This window comes from Actinopolymorpha sp. B9G3 (genome assembly GCF_040120725.1).
Classification (GTDB): domain Bacteria; phylum Actinomycetota; class Actinomycetes; order Propionibacteriales; family Actinopolymorphaceae; genus Thermasporomyces.
In genome coordinates this window covers 247,142-273,983 of sequence record NZ_JBEEAB010000007.1, presented here as the reverse complement: position 1 = coordinate 273,983, position 26,842 = coordinate 247,142, and the positions used below count along the sequence as shown (strand labels likewise).

The 26,842-nt window shown below is 67.6% G+C and carries 25 protein-coding genes; 14 read left to right on the top strand and 11 right to left on the bottom strand.

What is annotated here, in order from left to right; translation table 11 throughout:
* Positions 1-111 precede the first annotated feature (111 nt).
* Positions 112-1,146, top strand: a complete 1,035-nt coding sequence (locus ABNF93_RS15400) for a YeiH family protein (protein ID WP_349328772.1) — start codon at positions 112-114, stop codon at positions 1,144-1,146.
* A gap of 29 nt (positions 1,147-1,175) precedes the next feature.
* On the opposite strand, the gene dgoD is transcribed toward ABNF93_RS15400, so the two are convergent.
* From dgoD to ABNF93_RS15385, 3 genes are read right to left on the bottom strand one after another with little or no spacing between them, the layout of a single operon-like run.
* Positions 1,176-2,339 (bottom strand): galactonate dehydratase, encoded by a 1,164-nt coding sequence (gene dgoD / locus ABNF93_RS15395; protein WP_349328735.1) that lies wholly within the window; start codon positions 2,337-2,339, stop codon positions 1,176-1,178.
* Positions 2,339-3,304, bottom strand: coding sequence for an SDR family NAD(P)-dependent oxidoreductase (locus ABNF93_RS15390; protein WP_349328733.1), 966 nt, complete (start codon positions 3,302-3,304; stop codon positions 2,339-2,341). The genes dgoD and ABNF93_RS15390 overlap by 1 nt, the downstream gene beginning before the upstream one ends.
* Positions 3,291-4,013, bottom strand: a complete 723-nt coding sequence (locus tag ABNF93_RS15385) for a FadR/GntR family transcriptional regulator (RefSeq protein ID WP_349328731.1) — start codon at positions 4,011-4,013, stop codon at positions 3,291-3,293. Before ABNF93_RS15385 ends, ABNF93_RS15390 begins: the two co-directional genes overlap by 14 nt.
* 263 nt (positions 4,014-4,276) lie before the next feature.
* Between ABNF93_RS15385 and ABNF93_RS15380 the strand changes: the two genes are divergently transcribed.
* The 4 genes from ABNF93_RS15380 to ABNF93_RS15365 all read left to right on the top strand — a co-directional run bounded on the left by ABNF93_RS15380 (position 4,277) and on the right by ABNF93_RS15365 (position 8,591).
* The gene (locus ABNF93_RS15380; RefSeq protein WP_349328729.1) at positions 4,277-5,854 is read left to right on the top strand and encodes an ABC transporter substrate-binding protein; all 1,578 of its coding nucleotides are present in this window, start codon (positions 4,277-4,279) and stop codon (positions 5,852-5,854) included.
* Between the two features lie 40 nt (positions 5,855-5,894).
* Complete coding sequence (locus ABNF93_RS15375) at positions 5,895-6,890, top strand: carbohydrate ABC transporter permease (protein WP_349328728.1); 996 nt, start codon at positions 5,895-5,897, stop codon at positions 6,888-6,890.
* Entirely contained in the window at positions 6,887-7,786 is a 900-nt protein-coding gene (locus ABNF93_RS15370; RefSeq protein WP_349328726.1) for a carbohydrate ABC transporter permease, read from the top strand. The genes ABNF93_RS15375 and ABNF93_RS15370 overlap by 4 nt, the downstream gene beginning before the upstream one ends.
* 274 nt (positions 7,787-8,060) lie before the next feature.
* A complete protein-coding gene (locus ABNF93_RS15365; protein WP_349328724.1) occupies positions 8,061-8,591 on the top strand; it encodes a hypothetical protein in 531 nt (176 codons plus the stop codon).
* Between the two features lie 82 nt (positions 8,592-8,673).
* On the opposite strand, the gene ABNF93_RS15360 is transcribed toward ABNF93_RS15365, so the two are convergent.
* Entirely contained in the window at positions 8,674-9,741 is a 1,068-nt protein-coding gene (locus ABNF93_RS15360; protein ID WP_349328722.1) for a LacI family DNA-binding transcriptional regulator, read from the bottom strand.
* A 310-nt stretch (positions 9,742-10,051) separates the two neighbouring features.
* On the opposite strand from ABNF93_RS15360, the gene ABNF93_RS15355 reads away from it, so the two are divergent.
* Both ABNF93_RS15355 and ABNF93_RS15350 read left to right on the top strand, forming a co-directional pair.
* Positions 10,052-11,119, top strand: a complete 1,068-nt coding sequence (locus ABNF93_RS15355) for a glycoside hydrolase family 53 protein (protein WP_349328721.1) — start codon at positions 10,052-10,054, stop codon at positions 11,117-11,119.
* A 178-nt stretch (positions 11,120-11,297) separates the two neighbouring features.
* The gene (locus tag ABNF93_RS15350; RefSeq protein ID WP_349328719.1) at positions 11,298-12,128 is read left to right on the top strand and encodes a phytanoyl-CoA dioxygenase family protein; all 831 of its coding nucleotides are present in this window, start codon (positions 11,298-11,300) and stop codon (positions 12,126-12,128) included.
* On the opposite strand, the gene ABNF93_RS15345 is transcribed toward ABNF93_RS15350, so the two are convergent.
* Positions 12,097-13,212, bottom strand: a complete 1,116-nt coding sequence (locus tag ABNF93_RS15345; protein WP_349328718.1) for an LLM class flavin-dependent oxidoreductase — start codon at positions 13,210-13,212, stop codon at positions 12,097-12,099. The genes ABNF93_RS15350 and ABNF93_RS15345 overlap by 32 nt on opposite strands.
* Entirely contained in the window at positions 13,212-13,370 is a 159-nt protein-coding gene (locus ABNF93_RS15340; RefSeq protein WP_349328716.1) for a hypothetical protein, read from the bottom strand. The genes ABNF93_RS15345 and ABNF93_RS15340 overlap by 1 nt, the downstream gene beginning before the upstream one ends.
* Before the next feature lie 92 nt (positions 13,371-13,462).
* Between ABNF93_RS15340 and ABNF93_RS15335 the strand changes: the two genes are divergently transcribed.
* Complete coding sequence (locus tag ABNF93_RS15335; RefSeq protein ID WP_349328715.1) at positions 13,463-14,359, top strand: LysR family transcriptional regulator; 897 nt, start codon at positions 13,463-13,465, stop codon at positions 14,357-14,359.
* A gap of 145 nt (positions 14,360-14,504) precedes the next feature.
* On the opposite strand, the gene ABNF93_RS15330 is transcribed toward ABNF93_RS15335, so the two are convergent.
* Positions 14,505-15,347, bottom strand: coding sequence for a phosphotransferase family protein (locus ABNF93_RS15330; protein WP_349328713.1), 843 nt, complete (start codon positions 15,345-15,347; stop codon positions 14,505-14,507).
* Positions 15,348-15,847: 500 nt separating this feature from the next.
* Here ABNF93_RS15330 and ABNF93_RS15325 point away from each other — a divergent pair, with 500 nt between their 5' ends.
* Complete coding sequence (locus tag ABNF93_RS15325) at positions 15,848-18,331, top strand: wax ester/triacylglycerol synthase domain-containing protein (protein WP_349328712.1); 2,484 nt, start codon at positions 15,848-15,850, stop codon at positions 18,329-18,331.
* Position 18,332: 1 nt separating this feature from the next.
* Positions 18,333-19,382: a DMT family transporter gene (locus tag ABNF93_RS15320; protein WP_349328711.1), complete on the top strand. Its 1,050-nt coding sequence runs from the start codon at positions 18,333-18,335 to the stop codon at positions 19,380-19,382.
* 490 nt (positions 19,383-19,872) lie between these two features.
* Here the strand turns inward: ABNF93_RS15320 and ABNF93_RS15315 are convergent, their stop codons facing one another.
* Complete coding sequence (locus tag ABNF93_RS15315) at positions 19,873-20,139, bottom strand: hypothetical protein (protein ID WP_349328709.1); 267 nt, start codon at positions 20,137-20,139, stop codon at positions 19,873-19,875.
* A 383-nt stretch (positions 20,140-20,522) separates the two neighbouring features.
* Here ABNF93_RS15315 and ABNF93_RS15310 point away from each other — a divergent pair, with 383 nt between their 5' ends.
* The 3 genes from ABNF93_RS15310 (at position 20,523) to ABNF93_RS15300 (ending at position 22,397) form a co-directional block, all read left to right on the top strand.
* Entirely contained in the window at positions 20,523-21,344 is an 822-nt protein-coding gene (locus ABNF93_RS15310) for an SGNH/GDSL hydrolase family protein (RefSeq protein WP_349328708.1), read from the top strand.
* Between the two features lie 51 nt (positions 21,345-21,395).
* Positions 21,396-21,812 carry a GNAT family N-acetyltransferase gene (locus ABNF93_RS15305; protein WP_349328707.1) on the top strand — a complete coding sequence of 139 codons (417 nt, stop codon included), beginning with the start codon at positions 21,396-21,398 and terminating at the stop codon, positions 21,810-21,812.
* Positions 21,813-22,058: 246 nt separating this feature from the next.
* Positions 22,059-22,397: a DUF7144 family membrane protein gene (locus ABNF93_RS15300; RefSeq protein WP_349328705.1), complete on the top strand. Its 339-nt coding sequence runs from the start codon at positions 22,059-22,061 to the stop codon at positions 22,395-22,397.
* A gap of 158 nt (positions 22,398-22,555) precedes the next feature.
* Here ABNF93_RS15300 and ABNF93_RS15295 read toward each other — a convergent pair whose 3' ends face one another.
* From ABNF93_RS15295 to ABNF93_RS15285, 3 genes are all read right to left on the bottom strand, one after another.
* Entirely contained in the window at positions 22,556-24,286 is a 1,731-nt protein-coding gene (locus tag ABNF93_RS15295; RefSeq protein ID WP_349328704.1) for a hypothetical protein, read from the bottom strand.
* Positions 24,287-24,485: 199 nt separating this feature from the next.
* The gene (locus tag ABNF93_RS15290; protein WP_349328703.1) at positions 24,486-25,298 is read right to left on the bottom strand and encodes a hypothetical protein; all 813 of its coding nucleotides are present in this window, start codon (positions 25,296-25,298) and stop codon (positions 24,486-24,488) included.
* Positions 25,299-25,490: 192 nt separating this feature from the next.
* Positions 25,491-25,967: a hypothetical protein gene (locus ABNF93_RS15285; protein ID WP_349328702.1), complete on the bottom strand. Its 477-nt coding sequence runs from the start codon at positions 25,965-25,967 to the stop codon at positions 25,491-25,493.
* Between the two features lie 232 nt (positions 25,968-26,199).
* Between ABNF93_RS15285 and ABNF93_RS15280 the strand changes: the two genes are divergently transcribed.
* Positions 26,200-26,373: a hypothetical protein gene (locus ABNF93_RS15280; protein WP_349328700.1), complete on the top strand. Its 174-nt coding sequence runs from the start codon at positions 26,200-26,202 to the stop codon at positions 26,371-26,373.
* Positions 26,374-26,842: the final 469 nt, after the last annotated feature.

The window sequence follows — 26,842 nt, the reverse complement described above, 5'->3', positions numbered from 1 at the left end:
TGACCTAACTGCGAAGGGAGCGTAGGTGATCGGGTCCGCTCCGGTCAAAGTGCTCCGATCATGATTGACGCGCGCCCGCCCACGCGACCATAGTGTCCAGAGGACTGACCACTGATCCAGGAAGAGGTTCTCATCGATTCCGGCGAGCGGACGGTCCGCACAGGCCCTGTCCGGGTTGTTCCCGGTCTCGCGGTCACCGCGCTCGCGATCGCCGTCGCCGCTGCGGTGAACCGGTTGCTTCCTGCGGTGAGTGCACTCATCATCGCCTTGGCGCTCGGCGTCCTCCTGGCGAACAGTCCATGGAACCGACCGGCCCTCCACCCCGGCACCCGGCTCGCGTCACGGCGACTCCTGCGCGCGGGTGTCGTCCTGCTCGGACTCCAGCTCTCGATCGTCGACCTCGCGCGGCTCGGCGGTCCTGTGCTGGTCGTCGTGGTGGCGACCGTGGGTGCGACGTTCGCGTTCACCTGGTGGGCGGGCGTCCGCATGGGGGTCGGTGAAGGCCAGTCACTCCTCGTGGCGGCCGGATTCGCGGTCTGCGGGGCCTCAGCCGTGGCCGCCATGGACCGCGTGGCCGACAACGACGACGAGGATGTCGCCGCGGCCGTCGCTCTCGTCACGATCTTCGGGACGGTGTGCATCGTCGCGCTGCCTCTCCTGCGCGAACCGCTGGGCCTCGCGGCCGTGGCGTACGGCCAGTGGGTGGGCGTGAGTGTCCACGAGGTGGCCCAGGTGGTGGCGGCCGCGGCTCCGGCGGGGCCTGCGGCGGGCACCGCCGCGCTCGTCGTCAAGCTCACCCGGGTCGCGATGTTGGCCCCACTTGTCGCCGGAACCTCGCTCCTGCTCCGCAGGAGGCGGCGTACCCACGGGGCCACGGCTCGGCGGCATGAGCACGTTGTCCCGTTGTTCGTGATCGGCTTCCTGGCGATGGCGGCGCTCCGGAGCGCGGGAGTGGTACCGACGGAGGTGTTGAACGCCGCCCGTCTCGTCTCGATGCTGCTGCTCACGGCGGCACTGTTCGGCCTGGGGACAGGCGTCAAGTTCGGCAACCTCCGGGCGGCGGCGCCGATCTCACTCGCCCTCGGGGCGGTGTCCACCACGTTCGCCGCGGTGGTGGGCCTGGTCGGGATCCTGCTGGTCACCTGAGCCGGCCGGCTGCGGCGGAGCTCCGCCGCTCACCACTCGGCGATGCGGCCGTCGGGATGGCGCCAGTCGGGATCGGCGACCCGCCAGTCGCTTTCCCGCGTACGCACGAGATCGGCGTCGAGCTCGATCCCGAGCCCCGGTGCCGCCGGCACTGTCAAGGCACCGTTGACGGGGGTCAGCACGCTTGCGTCGACGAGATAGTCACCCAGCTCACCGGCCGGCCTCCCGGCTGCGTCGCGGTGGTAGTGGAGTCCGAGGCTCTGCTCGTGCATCGGTACGTTGAGACAGGCGCTCGCCACCTGGAGGGAGGCCGCCAACGAGACAGGCCCGTTGGGGCAGTGCGGTACCACCGGCAGGTCGTACGCCTCCGCCATCCGGCAGATCTTCTCCAGCTCGAAGAGTCCGGTGAGTGACACGTCCGCCTGCAGGATGTCGACACCGCCGGTGTCGAGGAGCTTGCGGAAGTCCCACCGGGACAGCAGCCGTTCACCGGTGGCGATCCTGGTGCGGCCCGCCACCCGCGCGAGGTCGGGCAGCAGGTCCTCGTGGCCCGGCGCGAGCGGTTCCTCGACCCAGAGCACCCGGAACTGTTCGAGCTCGAGCAGCAGGGGTCGGGCCATCGCCCGGTGTACCCGACCGTGGAAGTCGAGCGCGATGTCGAGTTGGTCGCCGAACGTGTCCCGCAGCGCCGCCACGCGGGCGACCACGGCATCGACGTCCGCCGTGCTCGCCACATGGTCCAGCTCCTCGGTCGCGTTCAGCTTCACGACCCGGAAGCCCTGCTCCAGCCGCGACCTCGCGCCCTCCACGACGTCGCGCGGCCGGTCGCCGCCGATCCAGGCGTACACCGGGATGTGGTCGCGGACGCGGCCGCCGAGGAGCTCGTGGACGGGAACGCCGAGCCGGCGTGCCTTGACGTCCCACAGTGCCTGCTCGACGGCCGCGGTCGCGGTCGCGAGCACCGGCCCGCCGCGGAAGAACGCGCCGCGGCGCATGCGATGCCAGAGTTCCTCGATGAGGTTGGCATCGGCGCCGTCGAGGTTCGCGGCGAGGTCGGCCAGCGCGCCGAGCACGGCGTTCCGGCGTTTGGGGACGATCGCCTCGCCCCATCCGACGCCGCCGTCGTCGGTCGTGAGCCGGACGAAGATCCACCGCGGTGGTACGCAGAACGGCCGGACCTCGGTGACGCGCATCAGGTCTCCGACGCGGTCGCGTCGGGAGACACGACGTGCAGGGTGGACACGGGTGCCGTGGCCGTGCGGGGATCGGTGGGAAGCACCTTCTCGACCTGTATGTCCCGCCGTCGGCTCAGCCGGCGACCACCGTCGACCGCGAGCACCGCGCCGGTGATGAACGACGCGGCGTCGGAGGCGAGGTAGGCGATCGCGTCGGCCACCTCGTCGACGGTGCCGGAACGCCCGAGCAGGCTGGGAGGCGGAGGGCCGTCCGCCCAGCCCGTGCCACCCAGCTTCGTTCGTGCCGACGGGCTGTCCACCACGCCGGGCGCGACCTCGTTGACCCTGATCTGATGGTCACCGAGTTCGACGGCCAGTGCGTACGTCAGCGCGGTGAGCGCGCCCTTGGACGCGACATAGGCCGCGTGGCCGGGCAGGGGCAACCCTTCCTGGACGCTTCCGACGTTGACGATCGACGCCGTACGACGAGGGTCGTTCGTACGCCCGAGGTCGATGAGGCGCCGCGCCATCGCCCGACAGAGCGCCGACGCGGCGACCACGTTGACAGCCAGGACGCGTACCCAGTCAGCGTCCTGGCTGTCGAGCAGACCGCCGGGGGGATACGCCGCGGCGCAGTTGACGAGTGTGTCGATGGCGTCGTACGGCGCTCGGTCGGCGATGTCACGGGCGAGCCGGTCGGCTTCGGTGCTGTCAGCGAGGTCGACGATGCGAGGCTCGATCCGCGCGCGGACCAGTTCGGGGAGATCGTCGGAGAGGCGCATGACCTCGGGCGAGACGTCGACGGCCCACACGCGGGCGCCACGCAGAGCGAACAGTCGCGCGGTCGCGCGGCCGATGCCGATGCCCGCGCCGGTGACCACGGCGCGCCGCCCGGCCAGGTCGAGATCCGCGGACGGACGGCCGGCTCCCTCGCTCGGCTGGTCCGGCTGGTCAGATGGGCCCACGTCGTCAGGACTCGGCACGGGCCTGGTCGGTGGCCATCCGGGCCAGTGCGGCCCCACGAGCACTGCGGACGTGTGCCCGTGCCGCGCGCCCGGCCGCCGGCGCGTTGCCGGCCGTCAGGGACTCGAGAATCTTCTGGTGCTCGCGTCGTGACTTCTCCCGCCGGCCGGGAATGAGCAGCGTGGTCTCCATGCCCGACAGCAGGATGTCGTGGAGGACGTTGCTGGTCTGCTGCAGGAACTGGTTGCCCGCCGAGCGCGCGATGCCGAGATGAAACGCCGCGTCGAGGTTGGCGAGACGTTCGAAGTCCGGTGTCTCCTCGTCGAAAGCCGCGTCGAGCTCGTCGAGGGTGGTCCGCAGGTCGCTGAGCTCTTCGGGCGTGATCCGCTCCGCGGCCCAGCTCGCCGCCGGAACCTCGAGGACCTCCCGCATGGCAAAGAGTTCGTGGAGGTTGACCTCCGCACGGTGGAGCGCGGCCCGCAGATCCTTGCCGGACTGGGGCTCGGCCACGAACACGCCCTGGCCATGCTTGACCACGAGCCGGCCGCGGGCCTGCAGGATCCGGACCGCCTCGCGCAGTGAGGGCCGACTCACTCCGAGCAGTTGGGCCATCTCGCGTTCGGGGGGTAACCGGTCGCCGACCTTGAGTCGCTCGTCGCGCAGTAGCAGTTCGACCTGGGCGACGATGCGTTCAGAAAGGCTGCCTTGTTGTGCAACCGGTTGCCACATCCGCTGGCCCTCCTCGCTTCGAGCACCGTCCGGGCACTGCCGACGCGTCAACCGCGGCGACCGCCCGATCGCGATGCTATGGCTCAGCCCATCCTACAAATGCGCAGACCACTGTGGACTGACCTTCCATTCCGTTGACCGTGCGAAGTCCAGTCGTCTAACCTCTTACCACTTCTGGACCACCTGTGCCGAAAGCCGAGCCGGTCTGAAAGTCCGACTGAGCCCTGGTGAGACCTGATTCCTGGTGTGAGAAGGGAAGCCGGATGGCGAGGAGCTCGTTCACGTCCACCCCTGCAGGACTGAGCCGGCGCCGACTGCTGGCGGGGACTGGCGGCATCGTGGCGGGAGCCGCGGTCGGCGCTCTGGCGGGGTGCGGTGACCCTGGAGGCGGCGACGGCGGCACCGGCTCTGGCGATGGTGGCGTGCCCGAGGCGGGAATGAAGATCCCGGATTCGAAGGTCGCCTTGCCGAAGGACGACGTGCAGTTCCGGTTGATGGACTCCAACGACACCAAGGCTCCCTTCTGGGAGGAGTTCTTCACCGCCTACCAGGAGAAGCACTCCAACATCGAGTGCACCTACGACGGACTTCCCTGGAACCGGATCGAGGAGGTCGCCCCTCTCGGTATCCGCAACGGCACCGCACACGACGTGCTGCAGCTTCCGCCGACGATTCCGCTGACCCAGGCGGTGGCCGAGGGCTGGGTGTCGCCGGTCGACGACCTGATCCCGGACTTCGACGCCTGGAAGGCGTCCTTTCCCGAAGGCACCTTCGTCGAAGGCGTCCAGGTCTTCGACGACAAGCTCTACTCCGTGCCGCTCGCGAGCGACCGCCGCTACATCTCGGCGCTCCACTACAGCACCGAGCTCATGGGCGACGCTGGGTACGACCCCCAGGCCAAACCGCTCACGTGGGACGACTACCGCGACGCGGCCAAGAAGATCACCAAGAACGGCCGGGGTCGTGCGTACGGACTCGTCCTCGAGATCGGGCAGCCGCCCCGCCTGACCGGCATCGTGCGCTACCTCGCGGTTTCGGCAGGGCTCGCGGCGGTCGGTGACTTCGACCCGAAGACGGGGGAGTACATCTACGACGCCGACGAGATCGCCGGTGCGATCGAGCTCCTGATGGCGCTGCAGAGTGACGGCAGCATCTTCCCCGGATCCGCTTCGCTGACCGCGCCCGAGTCGTGGCCGCGGGTGGTGCGGGGCAACGCCGGAACGGTCTTCGCGGGGCCGTGGGTCACCGTGGCGTGGAACACCCAGGAACCCGACTTCGAGTTCGGTGTCGCCGAGGTCCCGATGGATGGCTCGAACCCGAAACCGCAGGGCTACGCCCTCACCGGGACCGACGGCGTGGTCGTCTTCTCGAAGAGCAAGGTCAAGGAGGTCGCGGGCGACGTCCTGTCCTACGTCACGAGCATGGCCGGTCAGACGGCGTGGGGAAAGATCGTCGGTGTGGGAAACCCACCCATTCTCGAAGGGGCGAACAAGGCCATCGAGTCCGGTCTCAGCCGAGAGGCCACGATGTGCCAGAAGCTGGCAGCGGGCATGGTCGCCGCGCCCAACCTGCTGGTCGGCAACCCCGACATCGAGCTCGTCAACCGCGAGCTCAAGCCGCTGTCGCCGGACTTCGGTCAGATCATCCAGTCGGCGCTGGTCGGCAAGACCCCCGACGTCAAGGAGGCCTTGCGCGACCTCAAGGACAGGGCAATGCGTACGCGGGACCAGGCGATCGCCGCAGCGGTGAAGAAGGGCGCGAAGGTCTCCACCGACGACTGGGCATTCCCCAACTGGGATCCGTTCAAGGACTACACGTCGGAGGACTACCAGGCGCGCTGACGCGGGGGAGGCCAGGCGGCAGCGAAAGCGGAGGTTGACGTTGGCGGTACTCGGCCAGAGCCCGCGGCTCGGTCGGCTCGGCACCGATCGAAGTGACGGTCCGCACGCTGGAACGCTGCGCGAACGCATCTGGGCGGCGCGCTGGTGCTACCTGTTCATGGCGCCGACCCTGCTGCTTGCCCTGCTCTTCACGTTCTATCCGCTGGTCGCGTCGTGGTACATCTCCTTCCTCGACTGGTCAGGTCTGGACTCGGACCGGGAATGGGTCGGCTTCGCCAACTACGCCGAGGCGGTTCGGGATCCCTACTTCTGGCAGGCGTTCGGCCGGACCTTCGCGTTCGCGGCGGTGACGGTTCCCGGCACGATCATCCTCGCGCTCTTCGCCGCGCTGTTGCTCAACGACCAGTCGCTGCGGATGCGGGCGGTGTTCCGGACGATGTTCTTCCTGCCGGTCGTGACGACGACGGCGATCGTCGGCATCGTCATGTCGCTCGTCCTGAATCCGTTCGACGGTCCGCTCAACGCCGCCCTGTTGACGCTCGGGCTCATCGACGCACCCGTCGACTTCCTCGGTGACCCGGATCTGTCGTTGTGGGCGGTCGCGGGCGTCTATGTCTGGAAGTGGATGGGGATCTCGATGATCTACTGGCTGGTCGCGTTGCAGACCGTGCCACCGGAGTTGTACGAAGCCGCCCAGGTCGACGGTGCCTCGCGGTCGAAGGTCCATCGGCACATCACCATTCCGCTGATCATGCCGTTCGCGATCATCATCACACTGATCGGATTCGTCGGTGCGTTACAGACCTTCCCGCTGGTGCAGGCGATGACCGGAGGTGGGCCGGCGTTCTCGACCGAGCTCGTCGAGGTCTACATCTTCCGCCTGGCGTTCGCCGCGGAACACCAACCCCGCCTGGGATACGCGTCGGCGGTCGCGGTCTTCTTCGGCCTCACGGTCCTTGCGCTCACGCTCGCCCAGGCATGGGGGCTGCGCCGGGCAGCGGCGACCCAACGCGAGTTGAGGAGTGGGCGCCGGTGACCGCTGTCCCGCAGGTCGCGACCCGTGAGCTCGACGCGCCCGAGCCGGGGCCGGCGTCACTCCGACGGAGACGACGGGGCTACGTCCGCGAGGTCGTCGTCACCCTCGCCCTCCTGCCGGTGTGCCTGGTCTGGATCTATCCGTTCCTGTGGATGGTCAGCGCCTCGTTGAAGACCGACAACGAGATCTTCGGGACGGTCGGACTGATTCCCGAAGAAGTCCAGTGGGAGAACTACACGCGGGCGTGGTACGAAGCCAACATCGGGCCGTACTTCTGGAACACGGTCATCATCACGATCGCCTCCATCGCCATAGTGACCGTGACGACGGCGATGATCGGCTACGTACTCGGCCGCTACAGCTTTCCTGGCAAGAAGGTCCTCGTCATCGCTTTCGTCGCGACGCTGTTCCTGCCGGAGGGCTACACCATCATCCCGGTGTTCGAGCTGATCAACAGGCTCGGACTGTCCGGCTCGATCTGGGGAATCATCCTGGCTGAGTCCGGCGGCGCCCACGTCATCATGGTCTTCCTTTTCGCCGGCTACTTCCGCCAGCTACCGAAGGAGCTGGAGGAGGCCGCACGGATCGACGGCGCGGGATTCTTCCGGATCTTCTGGCAGGTCATGCTTCCGCTCGCCAAGCCGGCGATCGCCACCGCCATCATCCTGTCGCTGATGCGGGTCTGGAACAGCTTCCTCATCCCGCTTGTCCTCACACTGGCCAGGCCGGAGCTGCGGACCCTCGCCGTCGGCGTCTATTCGTTCCAGGGGGAGAACATGACCGACTGGTCGGGAATGGCGGCGGCGTCGACGATCAGCCTGCTGCCGATCGTCGTCATCTTCCTACTCCTGCAGCGCTACTTCGTCGAAGGAGTCGCCGGCGCCGTGCGCGGTTGACGTAGGAGTGTCGAGAGGATCGAGCGCGAGCCGCGACATGGCGCTGATGCCGAAAAGCCCACGAAATAACGAAAAATCATCGGTTGTTGGCTGGCAGGAAATGTCGGGACCTCATTAGGGACTGACACGCCTTGACGCTCACCTGCGCTGCGGCGTTGACTTCTAGACGCGCCGTAGGTCCGCGGCGACGTGACACGGTGGCACTGGCATCCGTTGCCTCGCTTGCAGCAGTCCTACGGGTAAAGGGGTTTCCCGTACGTGTGGAGGCGACGCCATGTTCGTCATCGGATTGGTTCTTCTCGTCATTGCCGCCATCGTCGCGGTGGTCGGTGTCGTGACGAATCTCGGTTCCGCGGCAGCGATGACCGGCGATTTCACCATCTTTGGCTTTTCCGTGGGCGCTTACACCGGCTGGCTGTTCCTGTTCGGTGTCGTCGTGGGTGCGGTGGGGCTGATCGGGCTCGGGATCATGGTCCGCAGCCTCGCCAGGCAGCGGACGCGGCGCCGCGAACTCCGGGGCAGGCGTCGCGAGGCGAAGGAGTTCCGGGAGCGGGAAGAGAAGCTCTCCGGTGAGCTGGAGAAGGAACGCGCCGAGCGTGAACGGCTCGAGGCCGCATCCGGCACGGCTGGCGCCGCCGGCGCGGACACGGGCCGTGGCACCGGTGAAGGGGCGGAGAGAGGCGACACCGGGGAAGCAGGCGCAGACAGGCCCGCCGCCGAGGGTCCACCGAGGCAGCGGACCGCGGGCGAGGAGGCCGGCGGTCTGCGTGAACGGCTCGGCTTCGGACACCGGACGAAGAAGTAGCTCCGGGCCAGCTGCCACCCGGCGAGCACAGTCGCGGTAGGGCCCGACGGCTCCGTCGACACCGCCGCTCATGGGCGGCCACTCACGCCGAGGATCGTACGACCAGTTGCGTCGGCAGGACCCGTGACGACGCAGGCTCGTGGCGGATGAGTGCGAGAAGGACCTCGACCATCTCCTTCGCCACCTGTTCCAGCGGCTGCCGGATCGTCGTCAACGGCGGATCCGAGGTGGCCGCGATGCTCGAGTCGTCGAACCCGCCGACCGCTACGTCGTCTGGCACCCGGCGACCCGACCGGCGCAGGGTCGTGAGGGCGCCCGAGGCAAGCAGGTCGGACGCCGCGAACACCGCGTCGATGTCCGGATTGGCACCGATCAGCTCACGCATCGCGCGCTTGCCGGCCTCGTAGCCGAAGTCGGGAGTGCAGACCGTCAACCGTTTCAGCGCCCTGCGCCCAAGGATGTCGCGGTAACCCTGGAGCCGGTCGTAACCGCCAGCGGTGTCCTGTGGGCCGCCGATGATGGCGATGTGCTGGTGCCCGCGTTCACGGAGGTAGCGGGTCATCTGCCGGCCGCCTTCCCGATCGTCGGCTGAGACGAAGGGAATCGTCACCTCATGGTCGAGCGGACGGCCACAGGCCACGGCCGGGATCTGACTCCGCTGGAGAGCGCCGAAGACCGGGTCGCCGCCGTGGGTGGAGACCAGCAGGACTCCGTCGACATGGCGGCTGTGGACATAGCGGAGGACGCGGTTCCGCTCCTCCTCGTCGGCGGCGACCATGAGGATGAGGCTGAGGCCCTCCGCGGCGAGTGCCTGGGTGCACGCCGGGAGCAGGACGCTGAAGTTCGGGTCGGTGAACAGCCGCTCCTGCGGTTCGGAGAGTACGAAGGCGACCGCGTTCGACCGCTTGGTCACGAGGCTCCGGGCGCTGGCGTTGACCATGTAGCCGGAGTCGCGGACCGCCCGCTGGACCGCGGCGAGCGCGCCCGGACTCACGTAGTGCCCGCCGTTGAGTACCCGCGACACGGTGCCCCTGGAGACCCCGGCAAGCTTCGCCACGTCGTCGATCGTCGGCATCCTGCGGTGCGTCGGCGTGGGGCCCGCGGCGCCCAACGTCTCGTTCGGGCCGCGCCGAAGGTCGGGTCCGGTCACGGAGGTCTCCAGTGGGAATGGACGGTCGGCATCCGCGGTCTGTGAGCGATCACAGGGTCGCCGGCCTGCGTCCTTCCTGTCAATTCCTGCGAAGCTCCGCCAGTGGTGGCCACTTTGGCCGCCGGTTGCGTGAGGAGCTGCCTCGCGACTCTGTGGACAGTTAGTGTGACCGCTCACAGATTCCTGGTCCGGATGAGGATGAGGTATGACCATGCGGGCGTTGTTTCCACGGCGGTTCCTGCTTGCCTCGGCGGTCACGGCCCCTGTTGTCGGTGCTCTCGGAGTGCCAGTGGCCCATGCCCATGGAGGAATGGGACGTGCGCTGAGCGTGCGCGGCGCCGACATCGGGTTCACCCTGCAGGAGGAGGCGATCGGCAACCAGCTTCGCGACCCGCGGGGGAAGGTGCGTCCGATCGAGAAGATCCTCGAGGGCCAGGGCGCGACGCACGTCCGGTTGCGGGTGTGGACGAACCCGCCGGCCGGTTACAGCACCCTGGACTCGGCGCTGGAGCTTGGGCGACGCGCTCATCGGGCGGGCCTGAAGATCCTGCTCAACCTGCACTACTCCGACTTCTGGGCCGACCCGGGAAAGCAGCCGACCCCCGAGGCCTGGCAGGGACAGGATCTGCCCACGCTTGCCGACACGGTCCGGCGCTACACCACCCATGCGGTCGCGGCGTTCGCGGCGCAGGGTTCACCGGTCGACATGGTGCAGATCGGCAACGAGGTCACCTCCGGCATGCTCCATCCCATCGGGGAGCTGTATCCGACCGACGGGCGACCGCAGCAGTGGGAGGCGTTCACCACCCTGCTCAAGGCGGGAGCCACCGGCGCGCGGCAGGGTGCGCACGGTGTCCGACAGCCGAAGATCATGCTGCACATCGACCGTGGAGGCGACAACGGTGGCTCGGTGTGGTTCTTCGACCACATGCTCGAGTTCGAGGTGCCCTTCGACCTGATCGGCGAGTCGTACTACCCGATCTGGCACGGATCGCTAGCCGACCTCGAGGCAAACCTGGGCGATCTCGCCCCCCGCTACGACAAGGACATCGTGGTGGTCGAGACCGCCTACCCGTGGACCGCGGACAACGGCGACGACCTACCGAACTTCTACCCACTTGCCGAGCCTCTGCCGGACGAGGACACCTACCCCGCCACGCCGCAAGGGCAGGCCGCGTTCTTCGACGCGCTGCGCGAGATCCTGCTGGGTGTGCCAGGTGGCCACGGCCTTGGCTTCATCGACTGGGAACCGGGATGGCTCCCGGGAGTGGGCTGGGAACCAGGAGCTGGCACGCCGAACGACAACCTCACCATGTGGGACTTCTCCGGACGGGCGCTGCCGTCGCTGCGGGCGTTCAGGCCCGCCGGCGTTGCCTGAGTGCCGGCACCGGGCGACGGGTGTCCTGCGCCGGCCGTCTCCTTGACGGTGTTTCGGTGTCCGACTACTTTCCGTACAGGCGAACAATGATTCCGCATCTTGGATGAGGATGTCGTCTGTCGAAGGAGCCGGTCGAGGTCCATGCCCCAAGCCGCAACGCCTCAAGGAGAGAACTGACATGGATCCGTCGTGCCTGAAACACCGGCTTACGGATGAGGAACGGCAGACCTTCGACGAACATGGCCTGTTGCAGATCGAGGACGCACTGAGCCCGCAGCAGGTCGAACAGCTCACCGCGGCAGCCGACCGCCTGCACGCGGATCATCTCGCGGCCGGCAAGCCCGCGGACAAGGCGATGTTCTACCCGAACTTCATTCCGGAGGACCCGGCGTTCACCGACCTCGTCGACTATGCGCCGATCCTGCCCAAGGTGTGGGGGATCCTCGGCTGGAACATCTCGCTCTACCACGCCCACCTCATCGTGACGCCGCAGTCGGGGCAGGCTCGCACGGACAAGACGTTCGGATGGCACCAGGACTCTGGCCGGGTCAACCGGGACATCGACTCCCATCCACGTCCGCGCCTGTCGATCAAGGTGGCGTACTTCCTCTCCGACACCAGCGTCGAGGGTCGCGGCAACTTCTGGGTGATCCCGGGCAGCCACAAGCACGACGACATGGACATCCCCGATGGGCAGGGCCAGCCCGCGGGTGCGGTTCCCGTTCTGGCCAAGCCAGGGACCGCCGTGTTCTTCGACCGGCGGATGTGGCACGCGGCCAGCCCGAACTGGTCCGACGTCACCCGCAAGGTGCTCTTCTACGGCTACGGCTTCCGGTGGATCCGTACGAAGGACGACATGACCGTCCAGGACCTGTGGCCGACGAGCGGCCCGATCCGCCAGCAGTTGCTTGGTGCCGGTGTCAATGCGAACGGCTACTACTCGCCGACCGACGAGGACGTGCCCCTGCGTGGTTGGCTCAAGGAGCACTGCCCGGAGGACGCCGAGTAGGCGTCGTCGGCGGCGGGACCCGACCCGTCGATGCCTGACGTCGCGTGATCCGTTCGCGTACCGCGGGGAGGAGCCTTGAGTTGATGAGGTGAAGGGACTCCATCGCGCGGGTATGGGAGATCCCGGGGAGACGTACCCAGTGGGCGAAGTGGTCGAAGCCCGTCTCCGCATGAAGGTCGACCAGCCTGTCGGCCACCTGTTCGGGAGTGCCGACCAGATAGTCCGATGGGTCGAGCGACGTCGTCGACCAGAGGTCGGTCCCGGCGTCCGGCGTGGAGTAGGAGGCGATGCTGCGCTCCATGTAGGCGATTCCCGCTCCGGCTTCTGCCCAGGCCTGCTCGGCATCCTCAGCCACGTGGAGTATCCCGGTGCACACGCGGGCGAGGCGGCGCCGGGCCCCGCGTCGAGTCCCATCCGGAGAGCTGGTCGGATCGCTCTCGCCCAGCACCCGGTCGAGGACACGACATCGGGCCCGCAGATCGCGGGGAGTCGCGCAGTAGAGGAGAACGCCGTCGCCGAGGTGGGCGGCCCGTGCGAGCGCTTGCTGGCTCACTCCGCCGACGAGGATGGGCACGGGGCGCCGCGGGCTCGGCGTGATCGGAACGTCGTCGATCGACCAACGCCTGCCCCGCATGCGTACGCGCCCGTCGGTGAGGGCCTGCCGGACCACCTCCAGGCCCTCCTCGAGCAGGGACGGTCGAAAGCGACGGTTGACGCAGAACGCGGCGAACTCGCGTTCTGCGTAGCCTTGCCCGACCCCCAGGACCAACCGACCGCCCGAGATCAGATCGACGACGGCGGCATCCTCCGCGACGCGGAGCGGATGATGCAGCGGGAGGACGAGGATGTTGGTTCCGATCTGGATCTTCGTCGTCCGTGCCGCGATGGCCCCGGCCATGACCAGCGGTGACGGGAGGAGTCCGTCCGGGGTGAGGTGATGTTCTGACATCCAGACAGCGTCGAAGCCGAGTCGATCCGCCTCGGCCACTTCCTCCAGACACTCGGCGAGGTAGGCGGCCGTGGTCTGCCTGTGAGGGAGAGGCTGCCGGAAGTCGTGCAGGATCCCGAACGTCGGCACCGACATCACGCGCTCACGAAGTCCAGCGGTGGGCCGACACGCGTGGCGAACGGTTCGAGCAACCAGTCGAAGTCCACGGCCGGCTGGGCACAGAAGTCCGGGAGTACGCCGATGCAGAAGAGCACGCGGAGCTCGTCCGCGACGCGCGAGGGCTCGGTTGTCATGGCGCTGAACGTTCGCAGGCCGCTACTCGGCTGTCGAACATTGTGGATGATGTGGTGGAATCCGATGCACTTCCAGCATCGGAGGGACACGAATGGAGATCGAGAACCTGCGCGGTTTCGTCGCGGTCGTGGAGCACGGGCACCTCGGAATGGCGGCGACCAGCCTCCGGATTCCGCAGTCGACGCTCACTCGCCGGATCCAGCGCCTCGAGGCGGAGCTGGACTGTCAGCTCCTCGACCGTTCCGCCCGTCCGATCGCTCCTTCTGCCGCCGGCCGGATCATCGCCGAGCATGCGCGGACCGTCGTCGGGACCGCCGATCGCGCTACGCGACAGGTGCGGGCGCTCCTCGACGGACAGGGTGGGACGATCCGGATCGGATACGTCCAGTCCGCGACCTTCGGATGGGTGGCCCGTCTGCTGGCTGTGGCACGGCGACGGAAGGTCGACGTCGAGCTGCAGGCGGCACCGACGATCCGCCAGCTCGAGGCCCTTCACGACCACCGGCTCGACGCCGGTGTGGTGCGCCCGTCCTCCGCTACGGCCAATCCGGTCGGACTACGATCCGCCGTCCTGTCGCGAGACACCCTCCACGCCGTGGTCCCCAGGCGGCACTCGGCAGCCAGGTCGGATGCCGTCGAACCCTCCGACCTTGCCGGTGAACACCTGGTGCTCTATCCGGAGCAGGAGGGGCCCGGGCTTCGGAGCCTGTTGGACGGGTGGCTCGCACGAGAGCGTCTCAGCCTTGCCCGCTGGCCGGTCCGCATCTACGACGCCTGGGACGCGCCCTCGGCCGCCGCGCTCGCTGGTGCCGGTGCCGGCATCGCGATCCTTCCGGGTCCCTTGCCACCGCTTCCGCGTACCGTCACCGCCGTCCCGCTCCTGGCGGCACCCCGCCTCGAACTCGCCCTCATGTGGCGTCCCGTCAACGACTCGATCATCGAACCGTTCGCCACCGCACTCACCAGCGAAGTTGCGACCGGCACCTGACCGGCGACAGCCTCGGACCGAGCCAGGATTGCCTGCGCCATCCGCACGGCGCGTACGATCCGGCGATCGTCGAGGAGATCGCCACGGAACTGCCGCAACGTGCGCACTGACGTCGCCGCCAAGTCGGGCCCAAGCCAACCGGCGGCTACCCCGCGGCGGAGAGGAGGACCCTCGCCTCGCGGAGCACCCAGCCCATCTCGCTCGGCCTGGCGAAGAGGCCATAGCGGAGGTGTTCGACCGCGATCTCGGCCCCGATCGGAAGCCGGACGTCGGGCGGCGTCGTATCGTCAAGCTCCTTGCGAAGCAGGGCGACGACCTCCGAGTCGGCCCGCTCCCAGGTCGCGGCGACGGCGTACATCCGGAGCAGGTCTGCGCGCGAGTCGCCCGCCCGCGCCCCTTCCCAGTCGAACACGGCAGCTATCCCACCGTCGCGGACGAGCAGGTTGCCGAGATGGAAGTCGCCATGCACGATGTCGCCGACGCGGAATACCTCGGGATCGGCAGCAGCGGCCACTTCGAGCGCCCGGTCGAGGACCGCGAGCACCTGAGGGTCGTTGGTCGCCGAGCGTAGCTCCTCGCCCCTCTGGACTCTGGCGATCAGTGCCCTGCCCCACTGGTTGTCGGCCACGGGTGGTGCCGCGCCCTCGTGCGTACGCCAGAGGCGGACCAACTCGCTGGCCGTCGTTGGCGTGAGTCGATCGGGAACGCTCCCGGAGAGGAACTCCTGCACGGTGTAGACGTCGGCATCGACGACTCCCACATCCAGGTAGCGCGGCGCCGGGTAGCCACGCTCTCTCAACAGGGCAACGAGACCCACCGCGCACTGCACCTTGTCCAGAGCCAGTTCGGGCCAGGCAGGAAGCACTTTCAACACCGCACAGGCTCCTGCCGTGGTGTGGATGTGGAAAGCCCCGAAGTATCCACCGGCCAGCTGTTCGACCACCTGCAGGTCGAGGGAGTCTGCGATGTGATTGACCCGCTCGGTCATGGCCGAGGCCTCAGCAAGGACGCGCCGCGCGACGGTGACAGGTATGGCTCCAGCATGCCCGGCCACTATAGGGCCGCCAAAGGCGGATCCCGCGATGTTCCTGGACCACGGACACCCGTTCGAGGCTCTGCTCGGCGTCAGGGGAGTGCCGTTCGTCGTCCTGCACCTGCTGGCGCCGTTGCACACGCAGGTGAGCGCGAACCTCGGAGCGCGGAGTGTACGAATCCGTTGGGGAGGAGAGTGGGAATCCCTTGCCCGTGATGAGAAAACTCTCCTCGAAGGCATGGGTTGGGGGAATCGCGCGCTTTACCCTTTTGTCAGGGCCGAGGAGGGGTGCGCGGGTAGACTGCAGGCCGGTTGTCGCCGTAGGCGGTTGGTTTCATATGCCGCACATCACGGCAGGAGATCCCCAGGTAGCAGGGCGCCTGCGCGACGTTCCTGGTGCCGCTGCCGCAGGGCAGCCCACGCACGAGGCGTGATCTCGGCTGAGGGGGGCCAACGTGATCGGTGTCGCTCCTGCCCACACCGGCATGGACGGCGGAGGGTTCACGCGGCGCCGCGTCATGATCGTGTCGGCGAAGATCGGCGGCGGGCACGATGCCGCCGGCCGGGCGCTTCGTGAAGCGGTGCTCCAGCGCTGGCCGGGCAGCGAGATCCGCTGGGTCGACACCCTCGACCGGATGGGGCCGGGCGTCGGCCCGGGCTTCTGCTGGATCTACACCTCCAGCGTCGAGCGCGCACCCTGGCTGTACGACTTCTTCTACGGCGCGAGCTGGCGCCTTCGCTTTCTGGCGCGCGGCTCCAAGCGCTTCACCGGTAGCTGGGCGGGGCGAAGGTTGGCCGGCGAGATCGATGCGTTCGTTCCCGGCATCATCCTCAGCACCTACCCGCTGGGCAGCGCCGGCCTGTCCTGGCTTCGTCATCATCGCGGGCTCGCGGCGCCCACAGCGGCGTGGGTGAGCGACTTCGCACCACACCCGTTCTGGGTCCACGGCGGGATCGACACGACGTACGTTGTCCACGAGGCGGCGGTCGCGGGTGCCCGCCTTGCCGACGCCTCCGCCCGCGTCGCGGTGTCGGCGCTGCCCGTGGAGAAGGCGTTCCGGCCCGGTGACGCGGCGAGCGCCCGGCAGCATTTCGGGCTACGCGCGGACGCGTTCGTCGTCCTCATCGCCTGTGGCACGTTCGCCTTCGGTATGCGCGACTCGATGCTGCGGACGCTGCTCGCGGCGGACCCACGGGTCCAGGTCGTCGCGGTGTGTGGGCGCAACGACACGGTGTTGACCCGGCTGCGAAGCCTCGGCTATCCGCACGACCAACTGCTGCCCCTCGGCTGGGTGGACGACATGCCCCGGCTCAACCAGGCGGCCGACGTGGTGGTGACGAACGCCGGAGGCGTGACAGCACTCGAAGCCGTCGCGAGCGGTAGGCCGGTGATCATGGCCGAGCCGATTCCCGCACACGGCATCGCGAACGCGAGCCTGATGACGGTCGCCGGACTCGCCGAACTGTGCATGTCGCAGGAGCAGCTCGCGGCCCGCGTACGTGCGGCTCTCACCGGCTGGAGTGGGCCGCCCGGAGTTGGTCCGGCGGCCGACGCCGGCCGGTCCCACGCCGACCCGCCGACGAACGACATGCCAGCGACCGGTGTACGCGGCACTGCCGTGACCGGTGAGCTGACCGCCGAATTGACCGATGAGCCCTCGGCGACGTCCTTCTGCGCGGCACCGTCGCGGCCGTGGCCGATGCGCCCGGCGGACGCATTCTTTGCCCGGGTCGAGGACGGCGGGCCACCCCAGGAGATCGGCGTCGTCGTCGAACTGGACCGTCTCTCCGACGGGCGGGCGGTGACGCTCGACCAGATCAGGGCGACGGTCGCGGCGCGGGTCCCGCATCTTCCGCCGCTCCAGTGGCAGCCGATGCGCCGCGGTCATCAGTGGGGTTGGGCGGTACGCAGAGACGTCGACGTCGCCGCACTCATCACAGAGCGGTACGCCCGGTCGGACGAGGACGTCGCGGACATTCTCGACGAGGTCTTCTCCACGAGGTTGCCACGCGACCGGCCGGTCTGGCGGATGGTCCTGATCCACCCGCCGGCGGGCGGACGGAGCACGCTGGTGATGAAGGTCCATCACAGCCTCGGCGACGGGTTGTCGGCCCTCGGGCTCCTCACCTGGCTGTTCGACACGGACCCGGGTGCAGGTGCGGGTGCCACACCAGGCGACCGGCACGCAGACCGACCGACCACCAACGCGGTCGATGCTCTGCATGGACTCTGGCACCTCGCGACGCGCGGTCGTGCCCCCCGGCACCCGCTCAACCGGCACCCGTCCCATCGCGCGGTGCTGACTGTCCCACTGCCCGCCGCCGAGCTCCGCAAGGCCGCGCGTCGCCTCGATGTCCGTACGTTCGAACTCGTTCTCGCCCTCGTGGCCGAGACCCTCGACCGCCTTCTGCGTCCGGCGGGCCTGCTCGGCAGTGGACCGCTGCGGGCGTTCGTCCCGCTCAGTGGCCGGCCGCGGTCGGACGAACGGATCTTCGGCAACTGGACGACGGCGGTCCCGGTGGAGCTTGCGATGGGTCCGATGCGGCCGGCCGAGCGCCTCGCACGGATCCGGAGCGAACTACGCCTGGGCGTGTCACGCGGCGAAGCCCTCGCCGCCGGACTCGTCATGCGTGCGGTGGGCCTGCTCCCGGGTGCTCTTCATGGATGGTTCGCACGTACGACGTACTCCGATCGGTATCTCAACCTCGTGGTGTCCTACCTCCCCGGCCCGAGGGGTACGCACCGGATGGCCGGCGCGCGCGTGCACGCCCTCTATCCGGTGGCCCCGCTGACCCGCAGGGTTCCGCTGTCGATCGGGGTGATCACGACCGACGAGACGGCGGGTGTGGGCATCCTCGCCGACCCGGCTCTGGGCCTCGACCGCGCGACCGTGGCCAAGACCTTGGGGCAGGCCTACGCGGAGCTGGTGGAGTCCTGACATGCCGCACACAAGCGTCGCCATCTCTGTGCCTCTGGCGATCTGTGCGGCGGCGTCGTTCGGTGCGGCGGCGGCCCTGCAGCAACGGGCGGCCCGACGGGTCCCCGAAGCCCGCCTGACGAGTACCCGACTCCTGCGGGACCTGCTCCGGCAGGAGGGGTTCGTCCCCAGCATCGGCCTGGCGGCGATGGGTTTCGTCCTGCAGGGCATGGCGTTGGCGTTCGGCCCGCTGACGCTGGTCCAGCCGTTGCTGATCACCGGAACGCTGTTCTTCATCGGGTTCGCCTGCTATCTGAATCGACGTCCGGTGGATGTCGTCCTGGTGCTGGCGGCATCGCTCGCGCTCGCCGGGTTGACGGCGTTCATCCTCGTGGCCCGGCCGGAGACCGGCGCGGCCCACTTCGACACCGCCGGCGCCTTGCCGTTCGCGGTGGGCATGGTCGCCGTCGTCGGCGTGTGCCTGGTGTTGGCGACGCGGCTGAGCGGTGATGCGCGGGTCCTTCCCCTCGCCGTCGCGACGGCGGTCTGTTACGGCGTCGCGGCCGGCCTGCTGCGCAGTCTCGCCTCCGAGTTCGACGGCGACCTGTTCGCCCTGGCGGGGAGATGGCAACTCTACGCCCTTGCTGTTGTCGGTGTGGCGGGGTTCTCACTCAACCAGCAGGCCTACCAGAAGGGCCTCCTCGGCACCCTCGCGGTCGCGACCATCACGGTGGGGGACCCGGCGGTCTCGATCGGGGTCGGTATCGCGTGGTTGGGGGAGTCGATCCGTGGTGGCCCCGCGGCGACCGTCGGCGAGGTGGTCTCATTGCTCGTCGTCGCTGGCGGAATCCTGTTGATCCACACCCGGTCCCAGTGGCTCACCCAGCGCCTTCGCGGACACGAGCTGCCTGACGCGTTGCATGAGGCGCGGCCACGCTCCGGCGGCTATCTGGCGGCGCCCTGTCCGGACGAGGGTCCAGGCAGGGGCGGCCGGGAACCGCGAGGATCCTGGCCCGTGACGGACCCACGCGAGCCACGCCGGCAGCGCGACGACGGACCCCTAGATCGTTGAATCGGAAATTCGGGCTGGCAATCAGCTCGGTGATCGTAGGCGATGAGGGATCGCTTGACAGGTGCGTCGACGGTCCAGTCGTGCCGGATCGCGGTGTTGAGGGCGAGGACGGCCTGGCCCCCTGCGGCCCGGTGGCTGGTGCCGCTTCAGTCGCTGATTTCCGGGGCGTAGAAACTCGGCAGGGGCTGCGGCCCCGTGTACCTCTGACACTCGCAGGGCTCTTGCACGTTCCCGACCCAACGGCCGCCGTCCCACTTGCTGACCTCTTTGGTCGCTCGGCAGCAGCCGTCCTCGCCGTGGAACGACACGGCGTGTCCACACGCGCAGACGGGCTTGCGCTCGCCAAGTTCGCCGCGGCGTCGCCGATTGGGTAGGAACCGACCAATGGCCACCCCTGCCGCGAAGATGCCGGCGCCAACGAGCATCTCTAGCATGACCCGAGCGTACGCCAATGTCCGGGATGATCCGGTCAGGCGATCTAGATGGCCATCTAGCGCTTGTTGAGTTTCGACACGATGGCGCGGATCTTTGCCTGAGTACGTGGGTCGCTGGCTGCTGCCTGCAGCCGGTCCTGCGCCTTCGTGACCGCCTGCTGGATTCGCGGGTCCTTTGCGACCTGCTCCACCCTGGCCTGCGCGGTATGGAGGTAGCTCTGCGTACGAGGGTGACGCACCAGCCGCTGCGCCTCTGCCATCACCTTCTCGCCCTGGCGACTTCGGAACAGCTGCACGATCCGGTCGAGTAGCGATGACGCCACAATGCCTCCTCTGGTTGGTACGACGTCTGGGCAACGCTTGGCGCGGCGGTACGGGTTCCGCGCCCTCGGCGGGGAAGCTGCGGCGGTCGACCTCTCCCTGAGAAGTGAGCGGTTGAGCCTCCGGGTGCCCGAGGTTGCGGTGGGTGCGATGGAGTGCGTGCGCGTGGGGCGGTTCTGGCTCTCTGACCGACCCTGGTCACCGGTTTCGCGCGCCGGCGTTGCCAAGCGCGGATAAGTATGACAACTTACCCTCCATTAAGTATGACAATACGCGAAGGGTGTCACGGCGCGAACGGACCGAACGTGCCCATGTATCTGCGAAGAGGACTCACTCGTCCACTCGCGTCTTTGGTGGTCGAGTTGGCAGCTGAGAAGGAGCGAAGGTGACTATCACTGTCTCAAGTCGCACCCTGGCGATCACCATGCTGACGATGCTCGCCGTACTCATCGGCTCGATTGGTGTGGCGGGGGCGCAGGCCCGAGCGGATCACACGACGGCGGCGGGAGCAACCGAGCCCGAAGGCGCCCTGCCGGACCACACTGCGGATGTGCGGCGACTCTTCACAGAGCTGACCAAGGAGTGGCCGGCCAACCGGACCATCAATGTCGTTGTTCACGGCCACAGCGTCCCGTCCGGCTATCACCAGACACCGCAGGTCAAGCCCTTCGAGTCCTACCCCTTCATGGTGTACCAGGGCCTGAACGCGCGGTTCCCGACCGCAGTGATGAACACCATCACCACGTCGATCGGTGGCGAAAACTCCGTGCAGGGAGCAGCGCGCTTCCGCCGCGACGTTCTGAGGCACCAGCCGGATCTGCTGCTGATCGACTACGCCATCAACGACACAAACCTCCCTCTCGACGAGGTGGAGAGAGCCTGGCGCGACATGATCACGGTGGCGCGTAGGAACCACGTCCCCCTCGTGCTCCTCACCCCGACCGGAACCGTGCCCCATGACCTCAGCAACCCGGACGACCCGCTCAGCATCCGGGCTGAGTTGATTCGGCGCCTGGGCGGGGACTACGACATCCCCGTCGCGGACGTGAGCGCCCGGTGGCAGGAGGCGCTGGACTCGGGGACGCCGAAGGAGTCGCTCCTCAGCCACTACTACCACCCCAACAAGGCGGGGCACGAACTCGCGGCCGCGGAGATTCTGCGCACCATCGACGCGATGCGCGCAGAGGCGGGCCAGTCCTCTCCGTGACACCGGCCTTGGGTTTCGCACACGTGGTTGACCAGAGTCTCAAGGAGAGAAGTGTCAGGGATCGCGTTACGCTGCGCGCGTGTGCGTACCCCCAACACCGAGACCGTTGTACGACATCTTCGCTCAGGGGATTTCAGGGCCTGTGACGACATCGTGCAGAGCCTGCCGTACTTCTTCGGCAGCGACGTGGGCGTGGTTGCCTGTGCGCGGGCCGTCAGGACCCAGCGCGGTTGGGTCGCCGAAGAGTGCGGGCAAGTGAACGTTTTCCTCGTTGTGGACTATCCGCTGCCATCGGCTCCTGAAATCACCTGGATGGCCGTGCGGGCGGGATTCCGTCGGCGCGGTCTCGGCCGAGCGCTGATAGATCGCGCCGTACGGGAGCTACGCGCGGCCGGTGCCTTGGTGCTGTCCGTCCTCACCCTGGCGGCCTCTGTGCCTGAAACCGGGAGCGACACCTACGCTTCGTAAAGGCCCGAGGGCTTACGGCGCGTCGAGGGCTTGCATTAGTACTGTCGGTCGCGGATCCGACTCCGATGTGAAGGAGTTTCGTGCCGATGCCGTTCACGCCCCGGTCCAGCCCCAGGCCGGTGTCGTGCTGGGGCAAGCTCGGTGACCAGTACGGTCGCAAGCGCCTGTTCAAGGGCGCCATCGTGATCTTCCTCGTGGGTTCGGTCCTGTGCGGGCGAGTCCCGGTCGACGCTGGAGTTGATCGGCTTGCGTGCCCTGCAGGGCGTAGGCGGCGTCGGGCTGATGGGGTCGATGTTCGCCGGCACCCTCCTGGTCGTGTTGGCTGGACTGCAGCTGATCTGGGGACTCGCCGGTCTGCTCAGAACCACGATGTTCCTGGTGGCGTCGACCGGCTTGGGCATCACCTGGAACTACACCGTCTGGAGCTGGATCCTCATCGGAATGGCAGTTCTGACCGGGCTGACCGGGCTGACCGGTCTGGCAGGTCTCGGCCGTGTGGCTCCGGCTCGGTACGCCGGCATCTTCCTGGCGTCGGTTTTGGTGTTGGCGAACTTCCTCACCCCGCGATGCCGATCTGGTCGTTGATCATGATCGGTAGAGGCATCCTCGCGATCTACGCACTTGTGGCACGCGGCAGTGAATTCCGCGCCGCGACAGTGCCGGCGCTCGCCAGTGACTGCTGCGACGGCCCCTGCGGTGGGGCGAGACATGGTGTCGGCAATTGTGCGTGGCGTTTCGCCGACTCATGGTCGAGGCAGCAGGTGTGGGTCCTCGGTGTAGACGTAGCTGAACCGGCCGTCGGGTGCGGCGTCACCGTGCAGGTAGAAGTCCATGACGTCGCCATCGTTCTGCATGTTGTCCGCCCACTTGAACTCGAGCTGCAGCCGTCCGTGGTCGTCTACAGCGAGCCGGAGGAACCGTCGTGGCACTGCGATCTGAATCTCGCTGCCGGAGACGCGGACGTCGACCTTCTCGACCTTCTGCCAGGCCCAGCCGCGATTGGTTCGTTCGAGCCAGGTTCGGTGGCGGTCGGCGCCGATGCGGTTGACCGCAACGTCGAAGCCCTTCCATCCGTTGGTTCCGTCGCCATCGACATTGACGAGCAAGGTCATCCAGTTCCGGTTCGCGTCCGCACCGGTGATCGCTTCAGCGGCGCGCGCGTAGAAGTAGACGTATCGGTCGTCGCGGGCAACCTTGAGCTCCGCGAAGTCGTTACGGCCGGTGTCGTTGGTATATGTCGCGCCGCCGAATCCAGGGTGGTTACGCTCCACGGTATCTCCGGTGAAGTCGCGGTAGGCGGGCTGCACGTCGTTCCACTGCGAGAACGGACCATCGATGTCGATCGAACGCTCATTGCCTGGTGACGCCTGGGTGCCGAGGCCCTTGTACTGCCGGATGAAGTCGACCAGTTGCAGGTAATAGTTGTCGTTGTAGCCGCCCTTCATCGGTTCTGCGTCGCGGCTGAACTCGACGGTTGCCTGGTCGACGAAGAAGATCGGTCGTTCCGGCGGTCCGTCGAAGCGTTGTGCCACCCACTCGTTCCAGCCGGTGACCATTACCATCCTCGGATCGACCGCGAGGGCGTGCTCCCACTGTTCGGTGAAGTTGTAGCCATGCAGGTAGGCGTTGGGGTCCGGGTCGAGCGCGCCGTCGTGGAAGCTGCGCGACCAGTTGTTGCCGTAGCCGTAGAATGGCTGGTCACTGAACGGAAGGTTGTTGTGAATGCCGACGGCGACGTTGACCACGTCCGGCTCGCCGTCGACGTAGAACACCTCCTGCGGTCGGGTGAAGCTGATCCATGGGAAGCCGTACGGCTTCATCGGCTCGATCGGCCACTGGTTGCGCCGGAAGGTAAAGAATTCGCGGACCTCGTCGGACACCTGATCGGGATCACCGATGATCAACGGTTTGCCGTCCAACTCGAACCACAGTTCCGGATAGCGCCGCGGCTCGTACAGGTCCGCGTAGATGTTCTCGATCGTCTCTCCGGAGCGGGCGTTCGTGTAGAAGACGACCTGTGGCACGTCCCAGCCCTGGCGGCGAACGTCGTCGAAGACACCCAACAGCTTGTCGTACACGCCTTTGTAGGTGAATGCGTTCGTCGTGTCGAAGACCAGGAAGTCGACCTGGGCGATGGCCAGCATTTGGGCGTGCTTGCGTAACACCCACGCGTCATCGCTGAAGTAGTAGTCGAACAGTGACTCCCCCCAGTGGTGGAACGCCCCGCGCGGCCCCCACGCCGGGTGGTCGGGGTCGTATGCCGCCTCAGGGGTCTCGGCGAGGATCTTTGTGATGTTGTACGGCCCGGTGCGAGTGTGCTGTCCGAGCCAGAGGAAGTAGAAGAGTCCGACGTGCCGATCCTCGCGCGGAGCAGGCACCTCGCCGTGGTGCGACAACTCTCGTCCGAGGTCGTCGGTGCCAGCTAGGTAGCCGAATTCGAAAGGCCCCGGCGTCGCGTCGATGTTCTCGATCACTGGGGCCTCGCTGACACGTCGTTCCGGAGATGTCGACGCCGCGGCGCCAAGACCAGGGCTGGTCATCGCGCTGACGAGTATGCTGACCAGCACCGCTAGACCGAACGGACCGGGCCAGCGGAGCACGCCGCGTCGACTCGGTGACCGGACGTCAGGCGGGAACGTCGATGGTACGGACATGAGAGACCTCCGATAGGTGTTACCGCACCACGGCGACGGCGGTCAGTGGCTTCACTTGCAGGGCGACGTCGAATGCGCCAGGAAGCTCCCAACCGAAATTGAACGTGGTGATCCTCAGTTCCTCGACACGGGTACGCGGGAGATATCCACCTTGCTGGGCGACAGAAAAGGCATGGTGCAGAAACGGCAATAGATCGGTTCGGATCGAGTGCCAACGGCCGTCCTTGATGCTGCGATCCCAGAACTCGCTGCCAGGCATCACTGCGATGAACTGGTTGGTCGGGCCGGTGTGGCCCGCGTCCTCGGCGTAATGGGCCGGTGGGATGTCGTACCGGTTGTCGACGACGGGCACGCCGAACCACACCAGGTTCCCGTAGTCAGGTGAACTCTCGTTGCGATTCTGGAGCGTGAAGTACGCCGTGACCTGGGCGGCATGCAGGCCAGGGTCGTACTCCGCCGGGCTCATGCAGTTGACGACGTGGTCCACACGAGCGGTCAACCCGAACTGCAGCTTGGCCAGGTCGACCAGCCGGACTCCAGCGGCGCCCCACACCTGTTCCACGAGAAGGTGTGGCCATGGTTCACCCGGCTGGCGTGGCCGGTCGTACTCCGCACTAGCCATCGCCTCCAACCACAGCCCGCCATCGTGGCAACGGATCAGGCGCTTCGCCGCGCTTTCGTACCCGTCCCCATCGGCTGTCAGGCCGACGAGCCGTGAGTCATCGAAGAGTGCTGCCGATAACTCCACACTGTCGGATGCGTGCACGGCAGGTATCTCACATGCAAGAATGCCAGCCGCGGCGACACCGGAGAGGAACGTACGGCGCTTCATGAGCCCCCCTTGAAAGGCGCTTCCTCACCCCGATTGACGCGGAGCTTTGATGAGCGGGACCCAGGGGTCAAGGACCTTTCATATCCGTGAACGCCTCGGGTGAACTAGCCACGACCGTCGAACGTCACCCGGTATAGACCTGGCAGCCACGTTCACTGCTCTGCGGATGTTGTGCAGGTCCTGCGCGCCGGGTCAGGCGATGTTTCTGCCAAGCGGTTTCGAACCACGGCCAGACACTGCTGTTGACGATCCGCTCGGCGGCGCGTGCGGCTTCAACCGTTGCCGGTCGTGCCGACTGGCGTGGCCGACGACATCCGCGACTCCGGCCGCGAGGGCGGGCGTGACCAGGCCGGCGCCGCCGTATACGGCGTCGTGGCTGTCCCAACCGGCGAGTCCGGCGAACTCGGTGGCCAAGGCTTCGTCGTACGCCGGCATCGTGGTGTCGGCGCGACGTGCGGCGGACGCCAGCACGCGCCAACGCTCCTCGAGCTCCCAGCCCAGCCAGATCACCCACGGATATGGGTGTACGCCGAGCACACGAGGCCGGAAGATGCCGGGACGTGCAGCAACGGGCGGCTCGAAGGCAAGGATGTGCCCGATGCGGTAGTAACGGAAGGTGAGCTCGGCAGCCGCGAGGTACGCAGGAGCCCGCCGGTCGAGCCCGGCCACCACATCGCTGTCGTGCCAGGGCAGCCGATGCCGGGGACTGCTCGGGCGTACTCATGCTCAGCCGGGTCCTAGCGGGCCAGCACGTCTCGACGGGCTGGGGCGTAGCCGTCATAACCTCAGTCGGCGCCGTGGTCCTCGGGAGGGAGCGCGACGGCTGTGGCTTCATCCATGGAAACTCGACCGTCGCAGAAACCGATCACGATGACTAGACGCGCCCATCAGGGGATCGGCCATGTCAGAGACATGGACTTTCAAGCACGACGGCGTGCTGCCATTCGGAGGCGAGTACGGCGGGTTCGTTCACGTCCGCGCGTACGTGGCAGGCGACGAGGTCGCTCCGATCGTCCTCGTTGGCGAGTTGAGCGACCCCGAGGGCATCCCAACCGCGGCGAGGGCGGTCTCGTGAGGTCGATGGCGAGTCAAGTCAGCCTGTTATCCCGGCCAGGTGTGACTCTGCGGCGGAGCGGGCTCTTGTGCGATGACCCAGCCGGGTCCGACTCGACGGTGGCGTCCCAGCCCCTGCGGTCGGTATGCACCCATTCTCCGAACGAGATCCGCACGATCTGGTCCCCTGGGCCGATCGCCCAGCCACAGACGGAACATGACTGCTTGATCGTGGCGATCACGACGTGCTTGTCATCTCTGCGTTGCCAGTGGTTGCTCTGGCTGCTCGGTCCCATGACCGCCGTTCCCTTCAGTGGCGGCGGTCTAGCCAGATCTTGCGGCAGGCCTACCTGTCGGTTCCTGACGGCATCCTTGCGTGCGAGAGCGTCGTTGCGGGAGGGAGACTGCTCGCGCTCGCTGCCGATTGTCAGCCGCTGAGGCAGCTGGCCGGGGTGTTGCCTCGCGTCCGTTGTTGGACGTTGACGCGGCGG